Genomic DNA, 22,382 nt, shown 5'->3' on the forward strand with positions numbered 1-22,382 from the left:
CTCAGGCCTCGGGTGGCTGACATGGGTCGCGGTGGCGTCCATAAGGATCGGTCGGAAGGCCCTGAACGCAAGTGCATCGCCACGGGCGAGGTTCAGCCCAAATATGGCTTGATCCGCTTTGTAACGGGGCCCGACGGTCAGGTCTTTCCCGATGTCGCGGCGAAATTGCCGGGGCGTGGGGTTTACGTGGCGGCGGATCGTGCGGCGCTGGACAAGGCGGTGAACAAGAAACTGTTCTCGCGCGGGTTTAAGGCGCAGGTGAGTGCCGCCAAGGACCTGACCGATGAGGTCGAGAAACAGGTGGCGCGTCGTGTGATCGAGCTGATCAGTCTGGCGCGCAAGTCCGGTGACGCGGTCGCCGGGTATGAAAAGGTCAAGTCGTGGCTGGACCGGGAAGAGGCCCAGGTGCTGATTCAGGCCTCAGACGGATCGGGGCGCGGCAAGTCGAAACTCAGCACGCCGCACTTCGGGAAATACATCGGCTGGCTGACTGCGGATGAGCTTGGGGCGGCATTTGGGCGCCAAACCGTGATTCATGCGGCCTTGGCCTCTGGCGGACTCGCCAAACGTGTTGTAGAGGAAGCGCAGCGCCTGCGTGGCTTGCGCGAAAAGGATGACGGCGGCAAGGGCCGCTCGGAAGGGTAAGAAGCTTTATGAGCGATAGTGACGGCAAAAAGACATTGGGTCTTCGTGGCGGGGCACGCCCCGGAAATGTGAAACAGAGTTTCAGCCACGGACGCACCAAGAATGTCGTGGTGGAGACCAAACGCAAACGCGTGGTCGTACCCAAGCCGGGCGCGACCAAACCAAGTGGTGGTGCGACACCTTCGGGTGATCCTTCGCGTCGCCCAGCGGGTATTTCCGATGCGGAAATGGCGCGTCGTATGAAGGCGTTGCAAGCCGCCAAGGCACGTGAGGCTGAAGAGGCCGCTGCCCGTGAGGCGCAGGAAAAGGCGCGCGAAGAAGAACGCGCACGCCGCCGGGCCGAACAAGAGGCCAAGGAACGCGAGCAGCGTGAAGCTGAAGAGCGTGCCCGTGCCAAGGCCGAAGAGGAAGAACGCAAGCGTAAAGAGGCCGAGGAAGCAGCCCAGCGTGCTGCCGCAGCCCCGGCACCCGCCGCCGAGCCCAAGGCCGCACGCAGCCCATCCAGCAAGCCTGCACCTGCTGCGGCACCGCGCAAGCAGGATCGCGAGCGTGAGCAGCGTGGCCGTGGCAAGGGCCGTGACGACAACCGCCGCTCGGGCAAGCTGACACTGGGTCAGGCCACTGGCGGCGAAGGCAATCGCCAACGCTCGATGGCCGCGATGAAGCGCAAGCAGGAGCGTGCGCGCCAGAAGGCCATGGGCGGCACGGTCGAGCGGGAAAAGGTGATCCGCGACGTTCAGCTGCCCGAGGCGATCATGGTCTCGGAACTGGCCAACCGTATGGCCGAGCGTGTCGCTGACGTTGTCAAATCGCTGATGCAAATGGGCATGATGGTCACGCAGAACCAGACCATCGACGCTGACACGGCTGAACTGATCATCGAAGAATTTGGCCACAAGGTCACGCGTGTCTCTGATTCGGATGTTGAAGACGTCATCAAAGAGGTCGAAGACAGCGATGACGATCTGCAGCCCCGTCCGCCGGTCATCACCATCATGGGTCACGTTGACCATGGTAAGACCTCGCTGCTGGATGCGATCCGCGACGCGCGTGTTGTTGCCGGCGAAGCTGGTGGCATCACCCAGCATATCGGCGCCTATCAGGTGAAAACCGATGGTGGCACCACGCTGACCTTCTTGGATACACCGGGCCACGCGGCCTTTACCTCAATGCGCTCGCGCGGGGCTCAGGTCACGGATATCGTGGTTCTGGTTGTCGCCGCTGATGACGCGGTGATGCCGCAGACGATTGAGGCGATCAACCACGCCAAAGCGGCCGAAGTGCCGATGATCGTGGCGATCAACAAGATCGACAAGCCCGACGCGAATCCCGACAAAGTCCGCACTGACTTGCTGCAGCACGAAGTGATCGTCGAGAAGATGTCGGGTGAGGTTCAGGACGTTGAGGTCTCGGCCATGACTGGTCAGGGTCTGGACGAATTGCTGGAAGCCATTGCACTGCAGGCCGAGATTCTGGAACTAAAAGCCAACCCAGATCGCGCCGCCCAAGGTGCCGTGATCGAGGCGCAGCTGGATGTGGGCCGTGGTCCCGTCGCCACCGTTCTGGTTCAGAACGGCACGCTGCGTCAGGGCGATATCTTCGTTGTGGGTGAGCAGTACGGTAAGGTCCGTGCGCTGATCAACGACAAGGGCGACCGCGTCAAAGAAGCTGGCCCCTCAGTTCCGGTCGAGGTTCTGGGTCTCAACGGTACGCCCGAAGCAGGTGACGTTCTGAACGTGACCGAGACCGAAGCGCAGGCCCGTGAGATCGCTGCTTATCGTGAGCAAGCCGCCAAGGACAAACGCGCCGCTGCTGGTGCCGCGACCACCCTTGAACAGCTGATGCAGAAGGCGAAGGAAGACGAAAACGTCACCGAGCTGCCTATTCTGATGAAAGCGGATGTGCAGGGCTCTGCCGAAGCCATCGTTCAGGCGATGGAGAAGATCGGCAACGACGAAGTGCGCGTACGCGTTCTTCACTCGGGTGTTGGTGCGATCACCGAGACGGATGTCGGCCTGGCCGAAGCCTCCGGTGCACCGATCTTTGGCTTCAACGTGCGTGCGAACGCATCGGCGCGGAACACCGCCAACCAGAAAGGCGTCGAGATTCGCTACTATTCGGTGATCTACGATCTGGTGGATGACGTGAAAGCGGCAGCATCTGGCCTGCTGAGCGCCGAGATTCGCGAGAAGTTCATCGGTTACGCCGAGATCAAAGAGGTCTTCAAGGTTACCGGCGTCGGCAAAGTTGCTGGCTGTCTGGTCACCGAAGGTGTTGCCCGCCGCTCGGCTGGCGTACGCCTGCTGCGCGACAACGTGGTGATCCACGAAGGCACGCTGAAGACCCTCAAGCGCTTCAAGGATGAAGTGGCCGAGGTACAGTCGGGTCAGGAATGCGGTATGGCGTTCGAGAACTACGACGATATCCGCGCTGGCGACGTGATCGAAATCTTCGAGCGCGAAGAGGTCACGCGTACGCTGGACTGATCCGGATCTAGAAAAAACTTGAAACAGCGGCCCCACTAGGCCGCTGTTTTCATTTAGGTTAGTCCGTGCGCGACGACAGAAACGTGCCCGAAGGCATGATGATGTCAAAATGATGCTTGCCCTTCTGCAGATCGAAACTGACCGAATGTCCGGCCTTGCGCAGCAATTCCGCATAGTCACGGCTTTGGCGGATAAACTCGGGCGTATCCCGCTCGGCGACTGTCACCCTGTAACGGGGTCCTGGCGCGGGCAGGTTGAGGCAGGGTGAGAAATCGTGAATCTCGACCTTGGTCAGTTGCAGCGGATCATTCACCGAGGTCAGGCTGATCGGAACAAGGTCATAGATCCCGCTAATCAGGATCACATTGCGTACCCGCAGGCCAGCCTGCGCAAATGCCTTCGAAGACGTCGCCATCACCATCGCAATCAGATGGGCACCTGCACTATGACCCGATAGCGTGATGTTTGATGGATCAAAACCCAGTGTTTCGGCCTGTGACGCGAGCCACAACAAGGCGGTACGGCATTCGTTGACCATCTGCCCCAATCTGGCATCGGGTGCGAGCGTATAATTCAGCGTGGCAAAGGCTTGCCCGTTCTCATGCAATACCGGTGCCATAGGGGCCGACTCACGCTGACTAAGCGCCTGCCAATAGCCACCATGAATAAAGACATGCAAAGGCGCGTTGGCGCCAGGTGCGGGGAAGAAATCCAGAACTTGCGTCGGGCTGTCGCCATAGGAACGGTTTTCCTGCATCCTAATTTCAGACCGTGCCTGTGCGCTGAGGGCAGAATAGCTGGCTAGATATGGCGTCAGATCACCGCCAATCATTGAGCTAGGGGAATACTCCTGCTCAAGCTCTTCTTGGGTGAATCCGCGATACAGCATGGCCTATTCCCCAGTATACATCAGTTCGGTTCGCACGTCGTAGAGGTCGTGGAAAAACCGCAACTCCAGCGCTTTGCGCAGGAAGGCCACGCCGCTAGATCCACCCGTTCCGGGCTGCATTCCGATCACGCGCTCAACCGCGGTTGCATGATCGAATCGCCACCTCTGGAAAAGAGATTCCACATCCATCAGTTTTTCAGCCAGCGCGTAAAGATCCCAGTATTGTTCCGTGTTGCGGAACACTTCGACCCAGATTTTGACGATACGCGGATCGCCGGAATAGGGCTTTGCGTAATCCCGCTCGATCAGATCATGCGGCACGTCAAACCCTTGCCGGGCCAGCATCCGCAGCACTTCGTCATAGAGCGAGGGTTTGGTAAGAGCCGCGTTCAGCATCTCCATCACTTCTGGGTCATGCGCATGCACTTTCAGGGTCGCGGGATCTTTGTTGCCCAGAATGAACTCGATTTGGCGATAGCCATAGCTTTGAAAGCCTGACGAACTGCCTAATGCGTCCCGAAACGTCATGTAGTCCGCGGGAGTCATAGTCAGTAGCGTCTCCCACGCGGCGATCAACTGCCGTTGGATCGCCTTGATCCGGTCGAGGTTCTTCATCGCCGGACCGAAATCGTCCTGCTGCAGGAACCGGCGGACTTCGACAAGTTGATGGTGCATCAGTTTCAGCCACAGTTCGCTGACCTGATGAATGATGATGAACAACATCTCATCAGGTTGGGCCGGGTCCTGAAAGGTCTTTTGCAGGTTCAGTAGAGTCTTAAGTTGCAGAAAATCCCCATAGCTTTTGCGGTGAGTTTCTGTGAAATCGGTGACCAGAGACTCTTCGATTCCCCGTTCTGTATACCTGTCTTTGTCGCCCATGTGCTCCTCCAGACGTGCGGGTTTATCCCTGTTTAGGGACAAAACCCGCACGGTTCCAGAGCGTTAGGTCCAGTCCAGAACCACCTTGCCTGATTGACCGGATTTCATGGCCTTGAATCCCTGGGCAAAGTCATCGACCGCGAACTGGTGGGTGATTACGCGGCTGACATCCAGCCCGTTCTGCAACATGGCGATCATCTTGTACCAGGTTTCGAACATCTCGCGCCCATAGACACCCTTGATGGTGATAGCTTTGAACACGATGCGCGACCAGTCCACCGGAGATTTTCCGGGCGGAATCCCCAACAGTGCGATCTTGCCGCCCATAACCAGCGCTTCGACCATCTGGTCCAGCGCGGCTTGCGAGCCCGACATTTCAAGCCCGACATCAAAGCCCTGAGTCATGCCCAGTTCCGCGATGACATCCTGCAGATCCTCTTTGGACACATCAACGGTGCGTACCGTTGGTACCACGTGTTCGGCCAGTTTCAGGCGGTCGGGGTTGATATCGGTGATCACTACATGCCGGGCACCGGCATGACGGGCAACGGCGGCGGCCATGATGCCGATGGGGCCTGCGCCAGTAATCAATACGTCCTCGCCCAGCAGATCGAAGCTGAGTGCAGTGTGCACGGCATTGCCCAGCGGGTCGAGGATCGCTCCGATCTCATCCGGTACGTCGTCAGGCAGGGGCACCACGTTAAAGGCAGGCAGTTTAAGGTATTGCGCAAAGGCTCCCTGTTCATTCACACCGATACCGCGCGTGCCGGGATCAAGGTGGAACTTGCCCGCACGGCTCTGGCGGCTGTCAGGGGTGATCAGATGGCCCTCGCCTGAACAGCGCTGGCCGACCGTCATCCCTGTCACGTTGCGACCCAATTCAACAATTTCACCTGCGAACTCGTGGCCGGTGATCATCGGGATCGGCACGGTGGCCGCAGCCCATTCATCCCAGTTCCAGATATGAATATCCGTGCCGCAAATCCCGGTCTTGTTGATGCGGATCAGAACCTCGTCGGGGCCGATCTCGGGTACCGGGGCCTGCACCATCCACAGACCTTCCTGGGGCTTGGATTTCTCAAGGGCTTTCATCGTGTTGGGCCGCATCAGATTATCCCCAATTCTTTGCCGACCCTGCCAAATGCCGCGAGCGCTCGGTCTAATTCGTCGCGTGTTAGAGCCGCATTCATCTGCGTTCTGATTCGGGCCTGACCACGCGGCACGACAGGGAAGAAAAAGCCCGAAACATAGACGCCTTCGTCAAACAATCGCGATGCCATATCCTGCGCCAGGGTCGCTTCACCCAGCATGACCGGGATGATCGGGTGTTCGCCCGGAAGTAGGTCGAAGCCGAGATTCTCTAACCCGGCGCGCCAGTACTTGGCATTGCCGAACAATTGGGCGCGCAGCATGTCACCTTCTTCAACCAGACGGATTGCCTCAAGCCCTGCGGCAACGATGGACGGCGGCAGCGAGTTTGAGAACAGATAGGGCCGCGCCCGCTGCCGCAGCAGGTCGATCACTGGCTGCGGCCCGGCGATATAACCGCCGATTGCCCCCCCAAGTGCCTTGCCCAGAGTTCCCGTCAGAATATCCACGTCGACGCCGAAGTGGTCCGGCGTGCCCGCTCCGTTTGGCCCCATAAAGCCGGTGGCGTGGCAGTCATCGACCATCACGATGGCGTCGTATTTGTCGGCCAGCTCGCGAATCTTCGGCAGATTGGCCAGATAGCCATCCATTGAGAACACGCCATCGGTTGCGATCATGATATGCCGCGCCCCGTCCTCGCGCGCTTGTTTCAGCCACGCTTCGAGGTCGTTCATGTCGTTGTTCATGTAGCGATAGCGTTTTGCCTTGCACAGCCGTACCCCGTCGATGATCGAGGCATGATTTAGACTGTCAGAGATGATGGCGTCTTCGGGCCCTAACAAAGGCTCAAACAACCCGCCATTGGCGTCGAAGCAGGCAGCGAACAGAATTGAATCGTCCTTGTTCAGGAACTTTGCCAGCTTCTGCTCAAGTTCGCGATGAATGTCCTGCGTACCGCAGATGAACCGGACCGAGGCCATGCCGAACCCCTTGGGCTCCATGACGCTTTTGGCGGCGTTGATCAGCGCGGGGTGATCGGCCAAACCCAGATAGTTGTTGGCGCACAAGTTGATCACCTGCTTGTCGCCCACCGTAATCTCACCGCCCTGAGGCGAGGTGATCATTCGTTCGCGCTTGTACAGACCCTCTGCCTCAATCTGCGCGAGTGTATCCGAAATATGGGACAGGAATGCATCAGCCATGGCGACCTCCGTTAATCTGAGTCGCACGTCTAACATAGCGGATGAAATTCCCAAATAGGAGAATTACAGTATTTGGGAAAAATATCCGTGAAGGCGGAATCTTGCCCGTTCAGGCGTTTTTTACGATCAGGAAAACGCGGGCCGGGTTTTCAGCGCTTATCGAATGCGTAATATCGGCGGCATACCGGGCGGTATCCCCTTGTTTCAGATCGCTGGATGCCGTTCCCGAAGTGACACGGACGGCGCCTTCCAGCACAGTCAGTTGCTCTCGTGCGCCGCGCGCATGAGGCTGGCTGTTCAGGCTCCCATTGGCCTGAAACTGAATATCATAGACCTCGTGTCCTCCGGCCTCTTCGGGGGGAGAGAGGATGCGAATCCGGCATTTCTCGCCCATATTGTCGATACTGGGCACTTCTGCTTGACGCAGCACTTCGATCTGGTCGGTCGTTTTGGCGTCTTCCAAAAGTCCGGCGAAATCCACCTGCAGAGCGCGTGTCAGGTTCCACAGAGTCGAAATTGTGGGGCTGCTTTCGCCACGCTCGATCTGGCTGACCATGGAACGCGAGACGCCGCTGAGGTTGGCGACCGCCTCAAGCGACAGGCCTTTGGCGCGGCGTGCCTCTTTCAATCGGGCGGGCAGGCGCGTCAGAATATCGTCTGTGTTTTCCGTCATGACGGAATCCATGGGTGTTGCGCAACGTAATGTCAATTCCGGCGTGACAGTGAGTTTAATATGAAGATCATGCTGCAGGTGCATAATGGGCGCGAGACTTGGAGGAGAAAACATGACGGACATAGTAATACTGGACGGTGCGCGCACAGCCATCGGGACCTTTGGCGGTGCGTTGGCCTCGACCGCTCCGATTGATCTGGCGACCGTGGCGACCGAGGCGGCAATGGAGCGTTCGGGCGTTGAAGGCGCGCAGATTGATCATGTTGTCTTTGGTCATGTGATCAACACCGAACCGCGCGACATGTATCTATCGCGAGTCGCCGCAATGCAGGCGGGTATTCCGAACGGGACTCCGGCGATGAACGTGAACCGGCTGTGCGGTTCAGGGGCGCAGGCAGTAGTGTCGGCGGTGCAGGCGCTGATGCTAGGCGATGCCGAGTTTGCCGTGGCGGGCGGTGCGGAAAGCATGTCGCGCAGCCCTTATGTCGTACCGCAGGCCCGTTGGGGGGCGAAGATGGGCGATGTCAAATCGCTCGACATGATGCTAGGTGCGCTGAACTGCCCATTCGGCACCGGGCATATGGGGGTGACCGCCGAGAATGTGGCAGATGAACACCAAATCAGCCGCGAACAGATGGACGCGTTTGCGCTGACCAGCCAGACCCGTGCGGCTGCGGCGATTGAGGCCGGGTATTTCGACAGCCAGATCGCGCCGGTGCAGGTCAAGGTCAAGCGCGACATGGTCGACTTCAAGGTCGATGAACATCCCAAGGCCACCACTGCCGAGGCGTTGGCCGGATTGCGCCCGGTATTCCAGAAAGATGGGCGGGTGACGGCGGGCAACGCCTCGGGCATCAATGACGGCGCGGCGGCGATGGTGTTGGCGACAGCGGATGCTGCAGAAAAGGCGGGCTTGAAACCCAAAGCGCGCGTGATTGGCTATGCGCATGCCGGCGTGCGACCCGAGGTGATGGGCATCGGCCCGGTTCCAGCTGTGCAGAACCTGTTCGCAAAGACGGGTTTGTCTGCGGATGATTTCGACGTGATCGAAAGCAACGAGGCGTTTGCGGCGCAAGCTCTGGCCGTCAATCAGGAATTGGGTCTGGACGCTGCAAAGGTGAATCCGAACGGTGGGGCTATTGCACTGGGCCATCCGGTGGGCGCCACAGGGGCGATTATCACGCTTAAGGCGTTGTATGAGTTGGAGCGTATTGGTGGATCAAAAGGTCTGATCACCATGTGCATCGGGGGCGGTCAAGGCATTGCCCTCGCCATCGAGCGGCTCTGAGTTGGACCGGGGCAAGGGGGGGCTGTCTGCCCCCCATCGCGCCGGGGTGCGATTCCCCCCCGAAGGTATTTTTGGCCAGATGAAGCGGTCGGGTTAGTTTAGCTGAGTGCGAAGATCACCAGCGTCGCGGCTATGCCTGCGGCCGCGCCGATCGCTGCTGGCAGAAGGTTCGCGATGAAACCCGGGGTCTTTGGGTCGTCTTTTTGAGTCTGGGCAATCAGGGCATTTTCCACCAGACCGGGCAAGCGGGGGCCGAAACGGGCAAGCACCAGGGCGGTTTTACCGAAATCGCGCAGGGCGGCGCGGGGGCCGATGGATTGTTTGATGTAATCCTCGACCACCGGTCGGGCGACCTCCCAGATGTTCATGTGATCATCAAGCGAGCGGGCGACGCCTTCGACCACCACCATGGTGCGTTGCAGCAGGATCAGCTCGGTGCGGGTTTCCATGCCAAAGCGTTCAGTGACTTCGAACAGGTAGCTCAGCAGCCGACCCATCGAGATATGGGTGGCGTCCATGCCGAAGATCGGCTCACCTACCGCGCGCAAGGCGCGGGCGAATTCGTCGACGTCCTGATTGGCAGGCACATAGCCTGCTTCGAAATGGACTTCAGCCACGCGTTTATAGTCGCGGCGGATGAAACCAAAGAGAATCTCGGCATAGACCCGGCGAGTGTATTCATCGATATGGCCCATGATGCCGTAGTCATAGGCGATAATGTCACCGTTCGCAGCGACCTTGAGGTTGCCTTGGTGCATGTCGGCGTGAAAATAGCCGTCGCGTAGCGCGTGCAACAGGAACAGGCGGAGCACGCGCTCAGCCAGATCGCGGCGATTATGTCCGGCAGCGTCCAGCGCGTTGTTATCTCCCAAGGGAATGCCATCAGCCCAGCTGAGCGTCATGACGCGACGAGCGGATAGCGACCAGACCACCGGAGGCAGCCAGAATCCAGCATCATCCTTGGTATTGGCAGCGTATTCCGAGGCGGCGGCGCTTTCCAGACGCAGGTCCAACTCGCCGCGTACTACGCCGTCGAAATGCTCGATCACTTCCATCGGGCGTAGTCGGCGCGCTCCGGGGGCGCAAAGTTGTACCATACGCGCGGCGAAATAGAACGCGTCTACATCCTTGCGGAAGGCGCGCTCGATACCCGGTCTCAGGACTTTGACAGCAACGTCTTCGCCTGTGCTGGTCAGCTTGGCCTTGTGAACCTGAGCAATCGAGGCAGCGGCGATGGGTTCACTGAACTCACTGAATATCTCTGACGTCGGTTGGCCTAACTCTTTCTCGACCTCTGCCATTGCTTCAGCTTTGGAAAAGGGCGGCAGCTTGTCTTGCAGAACACGCAGTTGCTCGGCCAGTTCATTTCCCACCACGTCGGGGCGGGTCGAAAGCACCTGCCCGAATTTGATGTAAGCCGGACCCAATGCGGTCAGGGCACGGGTGGCGGGCGGCATCTCGGGGTCGCCCTTGTAGCCCAGCCATTGGAACGGTTTGCCCAGCGTATGCGCCAGAATACGTACGGCGCGCGGCGCTTCAAACGCGTCCAGCACCACATTCATGGCACCGGTGCGTTCCAGCGTGGCGCCCGTCCGGACCAGGCGAATGATGTTGTGGGGGCCGCGCATCTAGATCTTCCAGCCAGAATGCAGTGCGGCAATGCCCATGCTCAGGTTGCGGTATTTGGCGTTTTCGAACCCGGCGGTGCGGACCATGTTCAGGAATGTCTCCTGATCTGGGAACTTGCGGATCGATTCCACAAGGTATTGATAGCTGTCGTAGTCGTTGGCGATCAGCTTGCCCATACGCGGGATGACATTGAAACTGTAGAGGTCGTAAAGCTTCTGCAGCCCGTCATTGGGTAACTGGCTGAACTCAAGCACCATCAGACGACCACCGGGCTTCAGAACGCGATAGGCCTCGTTCAGCGCCTCTTGCGGGCGGGTGACGTTCCGGATGCCGAAGGAGATGGTGTAGACGTCGAAGGTGTTATCCTCGAAGGGCAGCGCCATCGCATCGCCCACCACCCAATTCAGGCTGTCGGACATCTGGTCGGCCTCGGCGCGCTGGCGGCCTTCGACCAGCATCGGCTCGGTCAGGTCCAGCACGGTAGCATGGCCGTGGCCTGCGCGCTTCAGAAAGCGGAACGAGATATCGCCGGTGCCGCCCGCCACATCCAGAAGCCGCTGACCGGCGCGCGGGGCAAGCCAGTCCATCATCGCGTCTTTCCAGACCCGGTGGATGCCCATCGACATCACGTCGTTCATCACGTCGTATTTCGAGGCGACCGAATTGAACACGCCCTGTACGCGGCCGGCTTTTTCAGCCTCGCGCACTGTTTCGAACCCGAAATGGGTGGTCTTGTCGTTGGTGTCGGACATTTGCCTTGCCGTTTGTCGAATTTCGCCTCTGTTATAGGGCGATAAGAGGCGGGCACAATGCGGCCCTTTGGAATAGGAGCCCTGTAATGCCCGAATTGCCCGAGGTCGAGACAGTAAGACGCGGCCTGAGCCCCGCAATGGAGGGCGCAGTGATCGAAAGGGCGGATGTGAATCGCCCCGATTTGCGTTGGCCTTTCCCGGCTCGGATGGCCGAGCGGCTGACGGGGCAACGGGTGGATCGGCTGCGGCGACGGTCGAAGTACATTCTGGCGGATCTCAGCAGTGCCGAGACGTTGTTGATCCATCTGGGCATGTCGGGGCGGATGACGGTCTCTGGCGATCCGCTCGGACAGTATGCGCATGAGCATCCGATGGCGCAGAAACATGATCACGTGGTGTTTCATATGGCTAATGGCGCACGCATCACCTTCAACGATCCGCGCCGGTTCGGGGCAATGGACCTGCTGCCGACGGCAACGGCGGAGCAGCACAAGCTGCTATCGGTTCTGGGTCCTGAACCGTTGGGTAATGATTTTCACGAACAGCACCTGATAGACGCCTTCAAAGGCAAGAACAGCCCGGTCAAATCAGCGTTGTTGGATCAGGGAATCGTTGCTGGTTTGGGTAATATTTACGTCTGCGAAGCGCTTTATCGCGGCAAGGTGTCGCCACGTCGCAAAGCCGGACAGATTTCTGCGCCACGCGTTGCGGCCCTTGTGCCGATCATCAGAAAAGTGTTGCAGGACGCGATTGAAGCGGGTGGGTCATCGCTGCGCGATTTCCGCCAAGCCGATGGAGAACTTGGATATTTTCAACACAGTTTCGACGTCTACGGCCGCGAAGGAGAGCCTTGTCGAACTGAGGGTTGTGGTGCTGAAATCAAGAGAATCACCCAGTCCGGTCGCTCATCCTTCTATTGCGCGCAATGCCAAAGATAACTTGATCCAGCGAAATCGCGTGATAAGGAATCGTACCTGAACGGAACAACCGGAAGCTTACACCTCATGGCTTTTGAGACGATCATCGTCGAAATCGAAGACCACGTCGCCTTTATCAAGCTCAACCGCCCCGATGCGATGAACGCGCTGAACACCCAGTTGCTGGGTGAGCTGTGCGAGGCGCTGGAAGATGCGGATAGCAATGACAAGGTGCGCTGCATCGTCATCACCGGCTCGGACAAGGCCTTTGCCGCCGGTGCGGACATCAAGGAAATGTCCGAGATGAGTTTTGTCGATGTATTCGACGTCAATCTGTTTGCAGACGCCAACGATAGGGTTTCCGCGATCCGTAAACCTATTATCGCCGCCGTTGCCGGTTACGCGCTGGGCGGCGGCTGTGAACTGGCGATGCTGTGCGATTTCATCATCGCTGCCGACACCGCCAAGTTCGGCCAGCCCGAGATCAATCTGGGCGTCATCGCGGGGCTTGGTGGCAGTCAGCGTCTGACCCGCTTCGTTGGTAAGTCCAAATCGATGGATATGAACCTGACAGGCCGCTTCATGGACGCGGAAGAGGCCGAGCGCGCGGGATTGGTCAGTCGTGTCGTGCCCGCCAAAAAGCTGATCGAAGAGGCAACCGGTGCGGCGCAGAAGATTGCAGAGAAATCGCAGATCACGGCCATCGCGGCCAAAGAGGCTGTGAACCGCAGCTATGAGCTGCCGCTGAGCGAAGGCATGCTGTTTGAGCGTCGGGTGTTCCATTCGATGTTCGCGACAGAGGACCAGAAAGAAGGCATGGCCGCGTTTCTGGAAAAACGTGCGGCTCAGTTCCGCGACAAGTGATCGTAATCGTCGCTTAGTGATATTAGGCGGGCAGACCCCGCCTTTTTCCCTCATCACATACTGGAAGAATCAGCTTGGCAAACCTGCCAAACTTGGTTAGAGACCGCCGTCATACATGCGCGTGCGGCCCGCTTGGCCCGACTCACACTCGTGATTTCTGATCCGGTGCGGATATGTCCGTGGCGCGCAACCCAAGATAACCGTACCGAACAAAAGGTCAGAGACACATGGCAAATTCGCCCCAGGCAAAGAAACGCGCCCGTCAGAACGAGAAGCGCTTCGCCGTCAACAAAGCGCGTCGTTCGCGCATCCGTACCCACCTGCGCAAAGTTGAAGAAGCGATCGCATCCGGCGACAAGGACGCAGCTACCGCAGCCCTGCGCGCCGCTCAACCCGAGTTGATGCGTGGCGTCACCAAAGGCGTCTTCCACAAGAACACCGCAGCCCGCAAAATGTCGCGCCTGTCGGCGCGCGTCAAAGCGCTGGGCTGATTCTTTGGGAAAACGCGTCAAGCGTTGATTTACGAAAAAGGCGTCGCTGATTGCGACGCCTTTTTCATTGTTGCCGGAAAGCCGCGTCTTCACGAAGCCGAGAGATTCTTTCGCCCAGAACCCCGAGTCAATATCAGAGTTTCGTTGCCCGGACCCTTGAGCTCTTGCTACGACTTAGACAGCGATTCACTCGCTTGGGGGGACAGGCGGTTCCAAGGATCTGACCGACGGGCATCGGGAAGATTTAGGAACGAATGTTCGAAAGCTGGCTTCGGTCAGTTGGACGATCTGCTCTGGGTCTCGGGTTAGCCGAAGATCCTGGCCCTGTCGATAAATTGGAATATCATGCGCATCCCGGATTCCGGGTGTGCCCCCATTTTGGGGCCGTGCTGTATTGGACTGCGATGATATTCGAGCGTACCCGCCAGACCATCAGGTTTGGCGAAACGTTCCCTTGTGTGTGAGCGCCATAATGGCCCGTAATTCGGGACACATTAAAAAAGGCCTTAAGGCCAATAATGAATGGGATGCGTGAGGCGCCGAATGACACAAGAGAAATGGGGACAACTGCGTAGCAAATTGATGAAGGCGGTTGGGAAGAACAATTTTACCACCTGGATTGAACCCTTGGAGTTTCAGGAGTTGCAGGATGGTGTAGCGGTGTTCTCGGTGCCGACCAACTTCATGGGCAACTATGTCAGTCAGAATTTTGCGGACCTTATTCTCTATGAGCTGAACACATCGGGCGAAAAGGTTCAGCGCTTGGCATTTCGCACAGCGGCCAATTCGTCAGCCCGTCCCACATTGGTGGAAGAGCCCAAGCCATCTCCCGCGCCAGAAACCCGGCCCGCTGTTACAGATACAGCCAACGATGCGCTTGAAGCACTACAGGCTGCGCCACTGGATGCACGGTTTACCTTTGATAGCTTTGTTGTTGGCAAACCCAACGAACTTGCACATGCCGCAGCTCGCCGCGTATCCGAGGGTGGCCCGGTAACTTTCAATCCGCTCGTTCTCTACGGCGGTGTTGGACTGGGTAAAACCCACCTGATGCACGCGATTGCGTGGGAGTTGAAAACCAAGCACCCCGAGTTGAATGTGCTTTATCTGTCAGCAGAACAGTTCATGTATCGCTTTGTGCAGGCTTTGCGTGAACGCCGCATGATGGATTTCAAACACTTGTTCCGTTCGGTCGATGTGCTGATGGTCGATGACGTGCAGTTCATCGCTGGCAAGGATTCGACGCAGGAAGAATTTTTCCACACGTTCAACGCGCTGGTGGATCAGAACAAGCAGATCATCATCTCGGCCGACCGCGCTCCGGGCGAAATCAAAGACCTTGAGGATCGCGTGAAATCGCGCTTGCAATGTGGCCTTGTCGTCGATCTTCATCCCACAGACTACGAATTGCGTCTGGGAATCCTGCAGAACAAAGTGCAGCAGTACAGCAGCACCTATCCCGATCTGACCATTGCTGATGGTGTATTGGAATTCCTTGCACACCGCATCTCGACCAATGTGCGCGTGCTGGAAGGGGCGCTGACCCGCTTGTTCGCCTTTGCCTCGCTGGTCGGGCGCGAGATCGATATGGAGCTGACGCAGGATTGCCTGGCCGATGTACTGCGCGCCTCCGAGCGCAAGATCACCGTCGAAGAGATCCAGCGAAAGGTCTCGGATTATTACAACATCCGCCTCAGCGATATCATCGGCCCTAAACGCCTGCGGTCCTATGCGCGTCCGCGTCAGGTGGCGATGTATCTGTGCAAGCAACTGACCAGTCGGTCGCTACCTGAGATTGGCCGTCGATTTGGCGGGCGAGACCACACCACGGTCATGCATGGCGTGAAGCGCATCGAAGAGCTGAAGTTGACCGATGGCCAGATTGCCGAAGATGTTGAGATGCTGCGCCGGGCCTTGGAAGCCTAAACCTCACTGAATCCTTGAAAAACACCCCGGACTATTGCGTTCGGGGTGTTTTCTTGTGCGCTATTGTCCACGGTTGAGAATGATCTGGTGTGTTTCACGCGCGCTGCTCTTGACCACCGAGGCAATCCGACCCAGAAATCCGTAAAAAATCCTTGTGCCTCAGGGCTGAGACGCTAACGTGCCAGTCCCGCCTATTTCGGCACGCAAGTCAAAGGAACAGAGGGTATGAAGATCAGCATCGAACGCGGCACCCTTCTCAAGGCCGTTTCGCAGGCCCAGTCAGTTGTCGAACGTCGCAACACCATTCCCATACTTGCCAACGTGCTGATCGAGGCCGAAGGCGATCAGGCGCTGTTTCGTGCCACCGATCTGGACATCGAAGTGGTCGACAAGGCCCCTGCGCAGGTCGAGAAAGCGGGCGCCACGACTGTTGCGGCCACAACACTACATGAGATCGTACGCAAACTGCCCGATGGGGCGCTGGTGACCCTAACCGCAGATAGTGCAGCTGGGCGGTTGACCGTGGAAGCGGGGCGCTCGAATTTTTCTCTGGCCACGCTGCCGAAAGAAGATTTCCCGGTTATGGCGTCTTCAGAATACCAATCGAACTTTACGGCGTCGGCGGCATTGTTGCGCCGGCTGTTCGATAAATCGAAGTTTGCCATTTCCACGGAAGAGACGAGATATTATTTGAACGGCGTTTACATGCACGTTGCGGATGGTTCCGAGGGCGGCAAGGTACTGCGTTGCGTGGCGACTGATGGTCACCGCTTGGCACGGATCGATGCGGATCTGCCGGATGGTGCAGCGGATATGCCGGGCGTGATCGTGCCCCGCAAAACCGTGGGCGAACTGCGCAAGCTGCTGGATGATGACGAGATGGACATCGCCGTCTCGGTCAGTGAAACCAAGGTGCGGTTTGCAACGCCTGACATCACGCTCACCTCGAAAGTGATCGACGGAACGTTCCCGGATTACACACGTGTCATCCCGCAAGGTAACACGCGCAAGTTAGAAGTGGACGCGGCTGAATTCGCGCAGGCCGTGGATCGTGTGGCGACAGTTTCGTCCGAGCGGTCGCGGGCCGTCAAACTGCAATTGGATGCGGATAAGCTGGTTCTGTCAGTGAATGCACCCGACAGTGGTGCGGCTGAGGAAGAGCTGGCAGTTGCTTACGGGGATGAGCGCCTGGAGATCGGGTTCAACGCTAAGTATCTGCTCGAAATCGCGTCTCAGGTGGATCGTGAAAATGCGGTGTTTATGTTCAACTCGGCAGGTGATCCGACGCTGATGCGCGAAGGCAACGACCAAAGCGCGGTATATGTCGTAATGCCGATGCGCGTCTGATTGCCTCGACTGGGTGATCTCTAACGAAAGAGAGGGGTCATGGGATTGGCCCTGACCGAGCTTACGGTCTCGCATTTTCGGTCTCATAAGCTGGCGCGCCTGTCGTTGGACGGGCGGCCAGTCGCGATCCATGGGCCAAACGGTGTCGGTAAGACCAACATCCTGGAAGCGGTTTCTCTGTTTTCACCCGGGCGCGGGATGCGGCGGGCAAGCGCCGCTGAGATGACACGGCGCCCCGAGGCGCTGGGGTGGAAGCTGATTGGGCTATTGAATGCGCAAGGACAGAATTTCGAGATTGAAACCTGGTCCGAAGATGGTGCGGCGCGGCAAGTGCGGATTGATGAGAAAACCTCAAGCCAGATTGAATTGGGAAAGCTGGCGCGGGTAGTTTGGTTAATCCCATCGATGGACCGTCTCTGGATCGAAGGGGCTGAAGGGCGGCGGCGGTTCCTCGACCGAATCGCGCTGAGTTTTGATCCGGCACATGCCGAGGCATCTCTGACCTATGAAAAAGCGATGCGCGAGCGGAACCGGTTGCTGAAAGAACAAGTTCGCGATGCCCATTGGTACGCGGCGCTGGAAGGGCAGATGGCCGAGATGGGGCATCGCATCCACGCCGCGCGGTTGAGTACGTTGGAGTATCTGCGCGCAGCACAGGACAAAGCTGAGACGGCCTTTCCGTCAGCGGATCTTGAATTGGTCCAAACCGAAGGTGCAATGCCTGAGACGGCGGAAGACTTGCGAGAAGCTTTGGATGAAAGCCGGTTTCGCGATCTGGCCGCCGGGCGGACTTTGGTCGGCCCGCATCGATCAGACCTGTATGGTGTATATTCCGCCAAGGGCGTTCCTGCCAAAGATTGCTCGACCGGTGAGCAGAAAGCATTGCTGGTGTCGCTGATCCTATCAAACGCGCGAGCGTTGGCGGAGATGGTTGGAGCACCTCCTATTGTATTGCTGGATGAGGTGGCCGCGCATCTGGATGCGGGTCGGCGCGCTGCGTTGTATGATGAGATTTGTGCGCTGGGCGCACAGGCCTGGATGACGGGCACCGGGCCTGAGCTATTTGCGGAATTGGGGGATCGAGCCCAAACGCTGGTCGTTACCGAAGGCGACGAGGGCTCGGTCGTCCGCGTTTAGGCAGGCTCGCCGACTTTGCGTTCCCAAAGGAAGCCGCGCATCACTTCGTCGACCGGGGTTTTGGCCATGTGGTTGACGTAGTTCGACATGGTTTTTTGTGCCAGACCCAGCACGACATCCAGGACCGCACGGTGGGAATAGCCAGCGTCAAAGAAGGCCTGCAACTGTTCTTCAGTCGGGTTTCCACGGGTTTCCATCACTTGCAGGGTAAAAGTGCGTAGCGCTTCCAGCTTGGCCGTGGGCAGCGGCGTTTCGTTGCGCAGCGCCTCGGTGATCTCGTCAGAGACCTTCATCATCTTTGCGATGCCGGTATGCGCAGGCACGCAGTAATGGCATTCGTTTTCGACATTGATGGTTTGCCAGACAACGGTTTTTTCGTCGTTGTTGAAATCGGTCTGCAGAAACAGGCCGTGCAGAACCTGATAGCCTTCCAGATGCTGGGGGCTTTCAGCCATTACTTTATGAAGACCGGGCAGGCGGCCGAATGCAGCCTGAGATTTCTCAAGCAGCGGCTTGGACCCTTCCGGGGCGGTTTCTAGGTCGTGAGACGGGAAATTGGCCATGTCAAAACTCCTGTTTCTGGCGCGATGAGTCGTATTTAGGGTTTCTTGAGCGATCACTCAAGTATATATTTGAGCGAACGTTCAAGAATTGGTGAAACGATGCCCCGCAAACCCTCATATGACCGAGACGCGCTTATCGCGCAGGCGCGAGACATTTTTTGGCGTCACGGCTGGGCGGGGACATCGCTTAAGGATCTCGAGCGAGAGCTGAAGCTTAAACCGGGCAGCTTCTACGCGGCGTTCGGGTCGAAAGATGCGCTCTACGCCCTGGCGTTAGAGCGGTATACTCGGGAAGGGGTTGCCAATATGAAGGCTTTGGCGCAGGAATTGGGCCCGCTTGGTGCTCTTAAGGTGCAACCTCGTCGTGTGATCGAGGCGTCGGAACTGCCAACAAAAGCCTGCATGTTGGCGAAGACTTATGCGGAATTGCAAGCCAAAGACCATGATTTGGCTGATCAGGCGCAAACCCATATGGCTGACATGAAAGCTTGTTTTGCGGACCTCTTTCGCAGCGCGCAGAAGGCCGGAGAAATCGCGCCAAGTCATGACCCGGATCGCTTGGCGGCGCGCTATCAATCCGACCTTCTGGGGTTGCGATTGTCAGCCGAACGGGACGATGTGAACGCGGCAGAAATTGCCGAGGATATTGCAGCAGACCTTGATCGGCTTTGATCCGCAAATTAAGCGGATCAGAACCACAAAATATGGGGGGAGCACGTGACAATCCCCACCAGAAAACGTATAAGTTACCAAAATAATATAGGTACTAACGGCATGTCCGAAGACGCACAGGCACCCCAAGAATACGGCGCTGATTCCATCAAAGTTCTCAAAGGCTTAGAGGCAGTTCGCAAACGTCCCGGTATGTATATCGGGGATACGGATGATGGTTCGGGTCTGCACCATATGGTGTACGAGGTTGTCGATAACGGAATTGACGAGGCACTGGCCGGTCATGCCGACCATGTGACTGTAAAAATTCACGCTGATTCCAGCGTTTCGGTCAGCGACAATGGACGTGGAATCCCGGTGGATATCCACCCCGAGGAAGGCGTTTCAGCGGCTGAAGTCATCATGACCCAACTGCACGCTGGCGGTAAGTTCGACAGCAACTCGTACAAGGTGTCAGGCGGTCTGCATGGAGTGGGCGTCTCGGTGGTGAATGCGCTATCCGATTGGCTGGAACTGCGCATTTGGCGGGCCGGCAAGGAACATGTGGCGCGTTTTGAGGGCGGTGAGACGGCGGAACATCTGAAAGTCGTCGGCGAGTGCGGCGATCGCACGGGAACCGAGGTACGATTTCTGGCCTCGACCAACACGTTCTCGAACCTCGAGTACTCGTTTGAGACGCTGGAAAAGCGCTTGCGCGAGCTGGCCTTCCTGAACTCAGGCGTGCGGATCATCCTAATCGACGAACGCCCTGCTGAGCGGCTGGAAACCGAGCTGTTCTACGAGGGCGGCGTCAAAGAGTTTGTCAAATATCTCGACCGGTCCAAGACCCCGGCGATGCCCGAACCGATTTATATCAAGGGCGAGCGTGACGATATCGGCGTGGAAATCGCCATGTGGTGGAACGACAGCTATCATGAGACCGTGCTGCCCTTCACCAATAACATCCCGCAGCGCGATGGCGGCACCCATGTGGCTGGGTTCCGCGGCGCGCTGACCCGGACGATCAACAACTATGCGCAGTCCAGCGGCATAGCAAAGAAGGAAAAGGTCAGCTTCACCGGTGACGATGCACGCGAAGGCCTGACCTGCGTGTTGTCTGTGAAAGTGCCCGATCCGAAATTCTCGTCCCAGACCAAGGACAAGTTGGTCAGCTCTGAGGTGCGCCCGGCGGTCGAAGGTCTGATGAACGAGAAGCTGGCTGAATGGTTCGAAGAGAACCCGAATGAGGCTAAGGGGATTGTCGGTAAGATCATCGAGGCGGCTTTAGCGCGCGAGGCCGCCCGTAAAGCTCGCGAATTGACCCGCCGCAAGACTGCGATGGATGTGAACTATCTGGCTGGTAAGCTGAAGGATTGCTCTGAAAAAGATCCGTCCAAGACTGAAGTTTTCCTGGTCGAGGGGGACTCGGCTGGTGGTTCTGCCCAGACCGGTCGGGATCGGCTGACTCAGGCTGTTCTGCCTTTGCGTGGCAAAATCTTGAACGTGGAACGGGCGCGGTTTGACCGGATGTTGTCGAGCCAAGAGATCGGTAACCTCGTGATGGCGTTGGGCACCGGCATTGGCCGCGACGAATTCAACATCGAAAAACTGCGTTACCACAAAATCGTCATTATGACGGACGCAGATGTTGACGGCGCGCATATCCGCACCCTCTTGTTGACCTTCTTCTACCGGCAAATGCCAGAGTTGATCGAGGGCGGGTATCTCTACATCGCTCAACCACCGCTATACAAGGTTTCTAGAGGTAAATCAGAGGTTTACCTGAAGGACCAGGCTGCGCTGGATGATTATTTGATCAATCAGGGCGTCGAAGGCGCAGTACTTAAATTAGGCTCGGGCGAGGAAATCATCGGCCAGGACCTGACCCGCGTAGTGGATGAAGCGCGCCAGCTGAAGCGTGTGCTGGACGCCTTCCCAACGCATTATCCACGCCATATTCTGGAGCAGGCTGCTGTAGCCGGTGCTTTCGTGCCCGGCGCTGTTGATGCCGATTTGCAGGGCGTGGCCGACAAGGTCGCGGCGCGCCTTGACTTGATTGCACTGGAATACGAACGCGGCTGGCAAGGCCGCATCACACAGGATCACGGCATCCGCCTCGCGCGCATCCTGCGCGGTGTGGAAGAAGTACGCACACTGGACGGCCCCATGTTGCGTTCGGGTGAGGCTCGCAAAACCGGCAGTTTCACCCAAAGCCTGCAAGAGGTCTACAACACCCCCGCAACGTTGGTGCGTCGCGATCGGGGTCAAGTCATACACGGCCCGCTCGACCTGCTGCGCGCGATTCTGGAAGAAGGCGAAAAGGGCTTGTCGCTGCAACGCTACAAAGGTTTGGGAGAGATGAACCCCGATCAACTCTGGGAAACAACGCTGGACCCGGACGCACGGACCCTTTTGCAAGTACGCGTGGATGATATGGTCGAGGCCGATGATCTGTTCACCAAGCTTATGGGTGATGTGGTAGAGCCACGCCGTGAATTCATTCAAAAGAATGCTCTGAGCGTGGAGAATTTGGATTTTTGAGCGGTTGTAGGTTTGCGCATAACACTTCGCGCACCCCATAAGTTTACGTAGTTCGCCCATAGTTTTGCGCTGCGCGTTTGTCTGCATTAGCGACGAATTCAATCAGTTTATGGCTTAGTCGTCGCGGTTATGGCCCTTTGCATTGCTCAATCCCGCAAAGGGCCTCCCTAAGGAACCTTGGATTCTCGCGAAGGTCTGCGATGCGCAGTAAGCGGACTTTGCAAAGTCTTTGGTACGGGTAGCAACAGAAGCCTATTTTCGCAGTATTCCGGGCCTACCCACAATGCCTCGACGAGAGACGAGGCGTTCCTCACCGCCTGCAAGGATGTAAGGACATGACGACACGCACATCGAGCCAGCTAGAACGGCTGTAGAAAGCTCAGCACCTCTCACCTGCTTACCAATGGACAGTG

The 22,382-nt window shown here is 57.8% G+C and carries 19 protein-coding genes; 11 read left to right on the plus strand and 8 right to left on the minus strand.

Annotated features, from left to right (window positions below; all coding sequences use genetic code 11):
* Positions 1–21 precede the first annotated feature (21 nt).
* Both ACR0MP_RS06875 and infB read left to right on the plus strand, forming a co-directional pair.
* Complete coding sequence (locus tag ACR0MP_RS06875) at positions 22–645, plus strand: RNA-binding protein (RefSeq protein ID WP_170395356.1); 624 nt, start codon at positions 22–24, stop codon at positions 643–645.
* Positions 646–653: 8 nt separating this feature from the next.
* Complete coding sequence (gene infB, locus ACR0MP_RS06880) at positions 654–3,131, plus strand: translation initiation factor IF-2 (protein ID WP_170408663.1); 2,478 nt, start codon at positions 654–656, stop codon at positions 3,129–3,131.
* Positions 3,132–3,189: 58 nt separating this feature from the next.
* On the opposite strand, the gene ACR0MP_RS06885 is transcribed toward infB, so the two are convergent.
* From ACR0MP_RS06885 to ACR0MP_RS06905, 5 genes are all read right to left on the minus strand, one after another.
* Complete coding sequence (locus ACR0MP_RS06885; protein ID WP_480886204.1) at positions 3,190–4,020, minus strand: alpha/beta hydrolase; 831 nt, start codon at positions 4,018–4,020, stop codon at positions 3,190–3,192.
* Between the two features lie 3 nt (positions 4,021–4,023).
* Positions 4,024–4,899: a tryptophan 2,3-dioxygenase gene (locus ACR0MP_RS06890; protein ID WP_170515673.1), complete on the minus strand. Its 876-nt coding sequence runs from the start codon at positions 4,897–4,899 to the stop codon at positions 4,024–4,026.
* Positions 4,900–4,962: 63 nt separating this feature from the next.
* Positions 4,963–5,991, minus strand: a complete 1,029-nt coding sequence (tdh, locus tag ACR0MP_RS06895; protein WP_170396071.1) for an L-threonine 3-dehydrogenase — start codon at positions 5,989–5,991, stop codon at positions 4,963–4,965.
* 14 nt (positions 5,992–6,005) lie between these two features.
* Complete coding sequence (locus ACR0MP_RS06900) at positions 6,006–7,190, minus strand: glycine C-acetyltransferase (protein WP_170408661.1); 1,185 nt, start codon at positions 7,188–7,190, stop codon at positions 6,006–6,008.
* A 109-nt stretch (positions 7,191–7,299) separates the two neighbouring features.
* Positions 7,300–7,863 carry a helix-turn-helix domain-containing protein gene (locus ACR0MP_RS06905; RefSeq protein WP_170395365.1) on the minus strand — a complete coding sequence of 188 codons (564 nt, stop codon included), beginning with the start codon at positions 7,861–7,863 and terminating at the stop codon, positions 7,300–7,302.
* Positions 7,864–7,975: 112 nt separating this feature from the next.
* Here ACR0MP_RS06905 and ACR0MP_RS06910 point away from each other — a divergent pair, with 112 nt between their 5' ends.
* Positions 7,976–9,151: an acetyl-CoA C-acyltransferase family protein gene (locus tag ACR0MP_RS06910; protein ID WP_170408660.1), complete on the plus strand. Its 1,176-nt coding sequence runs from the start codon at positions 7,976–7,978 to the stop codon at positions 9,149–9,151.
* Between the two features lie 98 nt (positions 9,152–9,249).
* Here ACR0MP_RS06910 and ubiB read toward each other — a convergent pair whose 3' ends face one another.
* Both ubiB and ubiE read right to left on the minus strand, forming a co-directional pair.
* The gene (gene ubiB / locus ACR0MP_RS06915) at positions 9,250–10,779 is read right to left on the minus strand and encodes a 2-polyprenylphenol 6-hydroxylase (protein WP_170408659.1); all 1,530 of its coding nucleotides are present in this window, start codon (positions 10,777–10,779) and stop codon (positions 9,250–9,252) included.
* Positions 10,780–11,532 carry a bifunctional demethylmenaquinone methyltransferase/2-methoxy-6-polyprenyl-1,4-benzoquinol methylase UbiE gene (ubiE, locus tag ACR0MP_RS06920; RefSeq protein WP_170408658.1) on the minus strand — a complete coding sequence of 251 codons (753 nt, stop codon included), beginning with the start codon at positions 11,530–11,532 and terminating at the stop codon, positions 10,780–10,782.
* 86 nt (positions 11,533–11,618) lie between these two features.
* On the opposite strand from ubiE, the gene mutM reads away from it, so the two are divergent.
* The 6 genes from mutM (at position 11,619) to recF (ending at position 18,214) form a co-directional block, all read left to right on the plus strand.
* The gene (gene mutM / locus ACR0MP_RS06925; RefSeq protein WP_170408657.1) at positions 11,619–12,470 is read left to right on the plus strand and encodes a bifunctional DNA-formamidopyrimidine glycosylase/DNA-(apurinic or apyrimidinic site) lyase; all 852 of its coding nucleotides are present in this window, start codon (positions 11,619–11,621) and stop codon (positions 12,468–12,470) included.
* A 66-nt stretch (positions 12,471–12,536) separates the two neighbouring features.
* Positions 12,537–13,313 (plus strand): enoyl-CoA hydratase, encoded by a 777-nt coding sequence (locus tag ACR0MP_RS06930; RefSeq protein WP_480886207.1) that lies wholly within the window; start codon positions 12,537–12,539, stop codon positions 13,311–13,313.
* 227 nt (positions 13,314–13,540) lie between these two features.
* Complete coding sequence (gene rpsT / locus ACR0MP_RS06935) at positions 13,541–13,804, plus strand: 30S ribosomal protein S20 (RefSeq protein WP_010442545.1); 264 nt, start codon at positions 13,541–13,543, stop codon at positions 13,802–13,804.
* A 543-nt stretch (positions 13,805–14,347) separates the two neighbouring features.
* Entirely contained in the window at positions 14,348–15,730 is a 1,383-nt protein-coding gene (dnaA, locus tag ACR0MP_RS06940) for a chromosomal replication initiator protein DnaA (RefSeq protein WP_170408656.1), read from the plus strand.
* A 225-nt stretch (positions 15,731–15,955) separates the two neighbouring features.
* Positions 15,956–17,077, plus strand: a complete 1,122-nt coding sequence (dnaN, locus tag ACR0MP_RS06945; RefSeq protein WP_010442547.1) for a DNA polymerase III subunit beta — start codon at positions 15,956–15,958, stop codon at positions 17,075–17,077.
* Positions 17,078–17,116: 39 nt separating this feature from the next.
* Positions 17,117–18,214, plus strand: coding sequence for a DNA replication/repair protein RecF (recF, locus tag ACR0MP_RS06950; protein WP_480886208.1), 1,098 nt, complete (start codon positions 17,117–17,119; stop codon positions 18,212–18,214).
* Here recF and ACR0MP_RS06955 read toward each other — a convergent pair.
* Entirely contained in the window at positions 18,211–18,777 is a 567-nt protein-coding gene (locus tag ACR0MP_RS06955; protein ID WP_170423365.1) for a carboxymuconolactone decarboxylase family protein, read from the minus strand. The two genes, recF and ACR0MP_RS06955, sit on opposite strands and share 4 nt — an antisense overlap.
* A gap of 99 nt (positions 18,778–18,876) precedes the next feature.
* On the opposite strand from ACR0MP_RS06955, the gene ACR0MP_RS06960 reads away from it, so the two are divergent.
* Together ACR0MP_RS06960 and gyrB are read left to right on the plus strand one after the other, a co-directional pair.
* Positions 18,877–19,449 (plus strand): TetR/AcrR family transcriptional regulator, encoded by a 573-nt coding sequence (locus ACR0MP_RS06960; RefSeq protein ID WP_170408653.1) that lies wholly within the window; start codon positions 18,877–18,879, stop codon positions 19,447–19,449.
* A 102-nt stretch (positions 19,450–19,551) separates the two neighbouring features.
* Positions 19,552–21,969, plus strand: a complete 2,418-nt coding sequence (gene gyrB / locus ACR0MP_RS06965; protein WP_170395385.1) for a DNA topoisomerase (ATP-hydrolyzing) subunit B — start codon at positions 19,552–19,554, stop codon at positions 21,967–21,969.
* Positions 21,970–22,382: the final 413 nt, after the last annotated feature.

The sequence above is a fragment of the Ruegeria sp. K3 genome, from assembly GCF_056531845.1.

What these genes read in the sequence shown, in the direction of transcription:
- ACR0MP_RS06905 (WP_170395365.1), bottom strand. Translation starts at nt 7,863, where the DNA reads ATGACGGAAAACACAGACGATATTCTGACGCGCCTGCCCGCCCGATTG.
- dnaA (WP_170408656.1), top strand. Translation starts at nt 14,348, where the DNA reads ATGACACAAGAGAAATGGGGACAACTGCGTAGCAAATTGATGAAGGCG.
- ubiE (WP_170408658.1), bottom strand. Translation starts at nt 11,532, where the DNA reads ATGTCCGACACCAACGACAAGACCACCCATTTCGGGTTCGAAACAGTG.
- ACR0MP_RS06900 (WP_170408661.1), bottom strand. Translation starts at nt 7,190, where the DNA reads ATGGCTGATGCATTCCTGTCCCATATTTCGGATACACTCGCGCAGATT.
- ACR0MP_RS06955 (WP_170423365.1), bottom strand. Translation starts at nt 18,777, where the DNA reads ATGGCCAATTTCCCGTCTCACGACCTAGAAACCGCCCCGGAAGGGTCC.
- ubiB (WP_170408659.1), bottom strand. Translation starts at nt 10,779, where the DNA reads ATGCGCGGCCCCCACAACATCATTCGCCTGGTCCGGACGGGCGCCACG.
- gyrB (WP_170395385.1), top strand. Translation starts at nt 19,552, where the DNA reads ATGTCCGAAGACGCACAGGCACCCCAAGAATACGGCGCTGATTCCATC.
- rpsT (WP_010442545.1), top strand. Translation starts at nt 13,541, where the DNA reads ATGGCAAATTCGCCCCAGGCAAAGAAACGCGCCCGTCAGAACGAGAAG.
- ACR0MP_RS06885 (WP_480886204.1), bottom strand. Translation starts at nt 4,020, where the DNA reads ATGCTGTATCGCGGATTCACCCAAGAAGAGCTTGAGCAGGAGTATTCC.
- ACR0MP_RS06910 (WP_170408660.1), top strand. Translation starts at nt 7,976, where the DNA reads ATGACGGACATAGTAATACTGGACGGTGCGCGCACAGCCATCGGGACC.
- mutM (WP_170408657.1), top strand. Translation starts at nt 11,619, where the DNA reads ATGCCCGAATTGCCCGAGGTCGAGACAGTAAGACGCGGCCTGAGCCCC.
- ACR0MP_RS06960 (WP_170408653.1), top strand. Translation starts at nt 18,877, where the DNA reads ATGCCCCGCAAACCCTCATATGACCGAGACGCGCTTATCGCGCAGGCG.
- ACR0MP_RS06890 (WP_170515673.1), bottom strand. Translation starts at nt 4,899, where the DNA reads ATGGGCGACAAAGACAGGTATACAGAACGGGGAATCGAAGAGTCTCTG.
- tdh (WP_170396071.1), bottom strand. Translation starts at nt 5,991, where the DNA reads ATGAAAGCCCTTGAGAAATCCAAGCCCCAGGAAGGTCTGTGGATGGTG.
- dnaN (WP_010442547.1), top strand. Translation starts at nt 15,956, where the DNA reads ATGAAGATCAGCATCGAACGCGGCACCCTTCTCAAGGCCGTTTCGCAG.
- infB (WP_170408663.1), top strand. Translation starts at nt 654, where the DNA reads ATGAGCGATAGTGACGGCAAAAAGACATTGGGTCTTCGTGGCGGGGCA.
- ACR0MP_RS06875 (WP_170395356.1), top strand. Translation starts at nt 22, where the DNA reads ATGGGTCGCGGTGGCGTCCATAAGGATCGGTCGGAAGGCCCTGAACGC.
- recF (WP_480886208.1), top strand. Translation starts at nt 17,117, where the DNA reads ATGGGATTGGCCCTGACCGAGCTTACGGTCTCGCATTTTCGGTCTCAT.
- ACR0MP_RS06930 (WP_480886207.1), top strand. Translation starts at nt 12,537, where the DNA reads ATGGCTTTTGAGACGATCATCGTCGAAATCGAAGACCACGTCGCCTTT.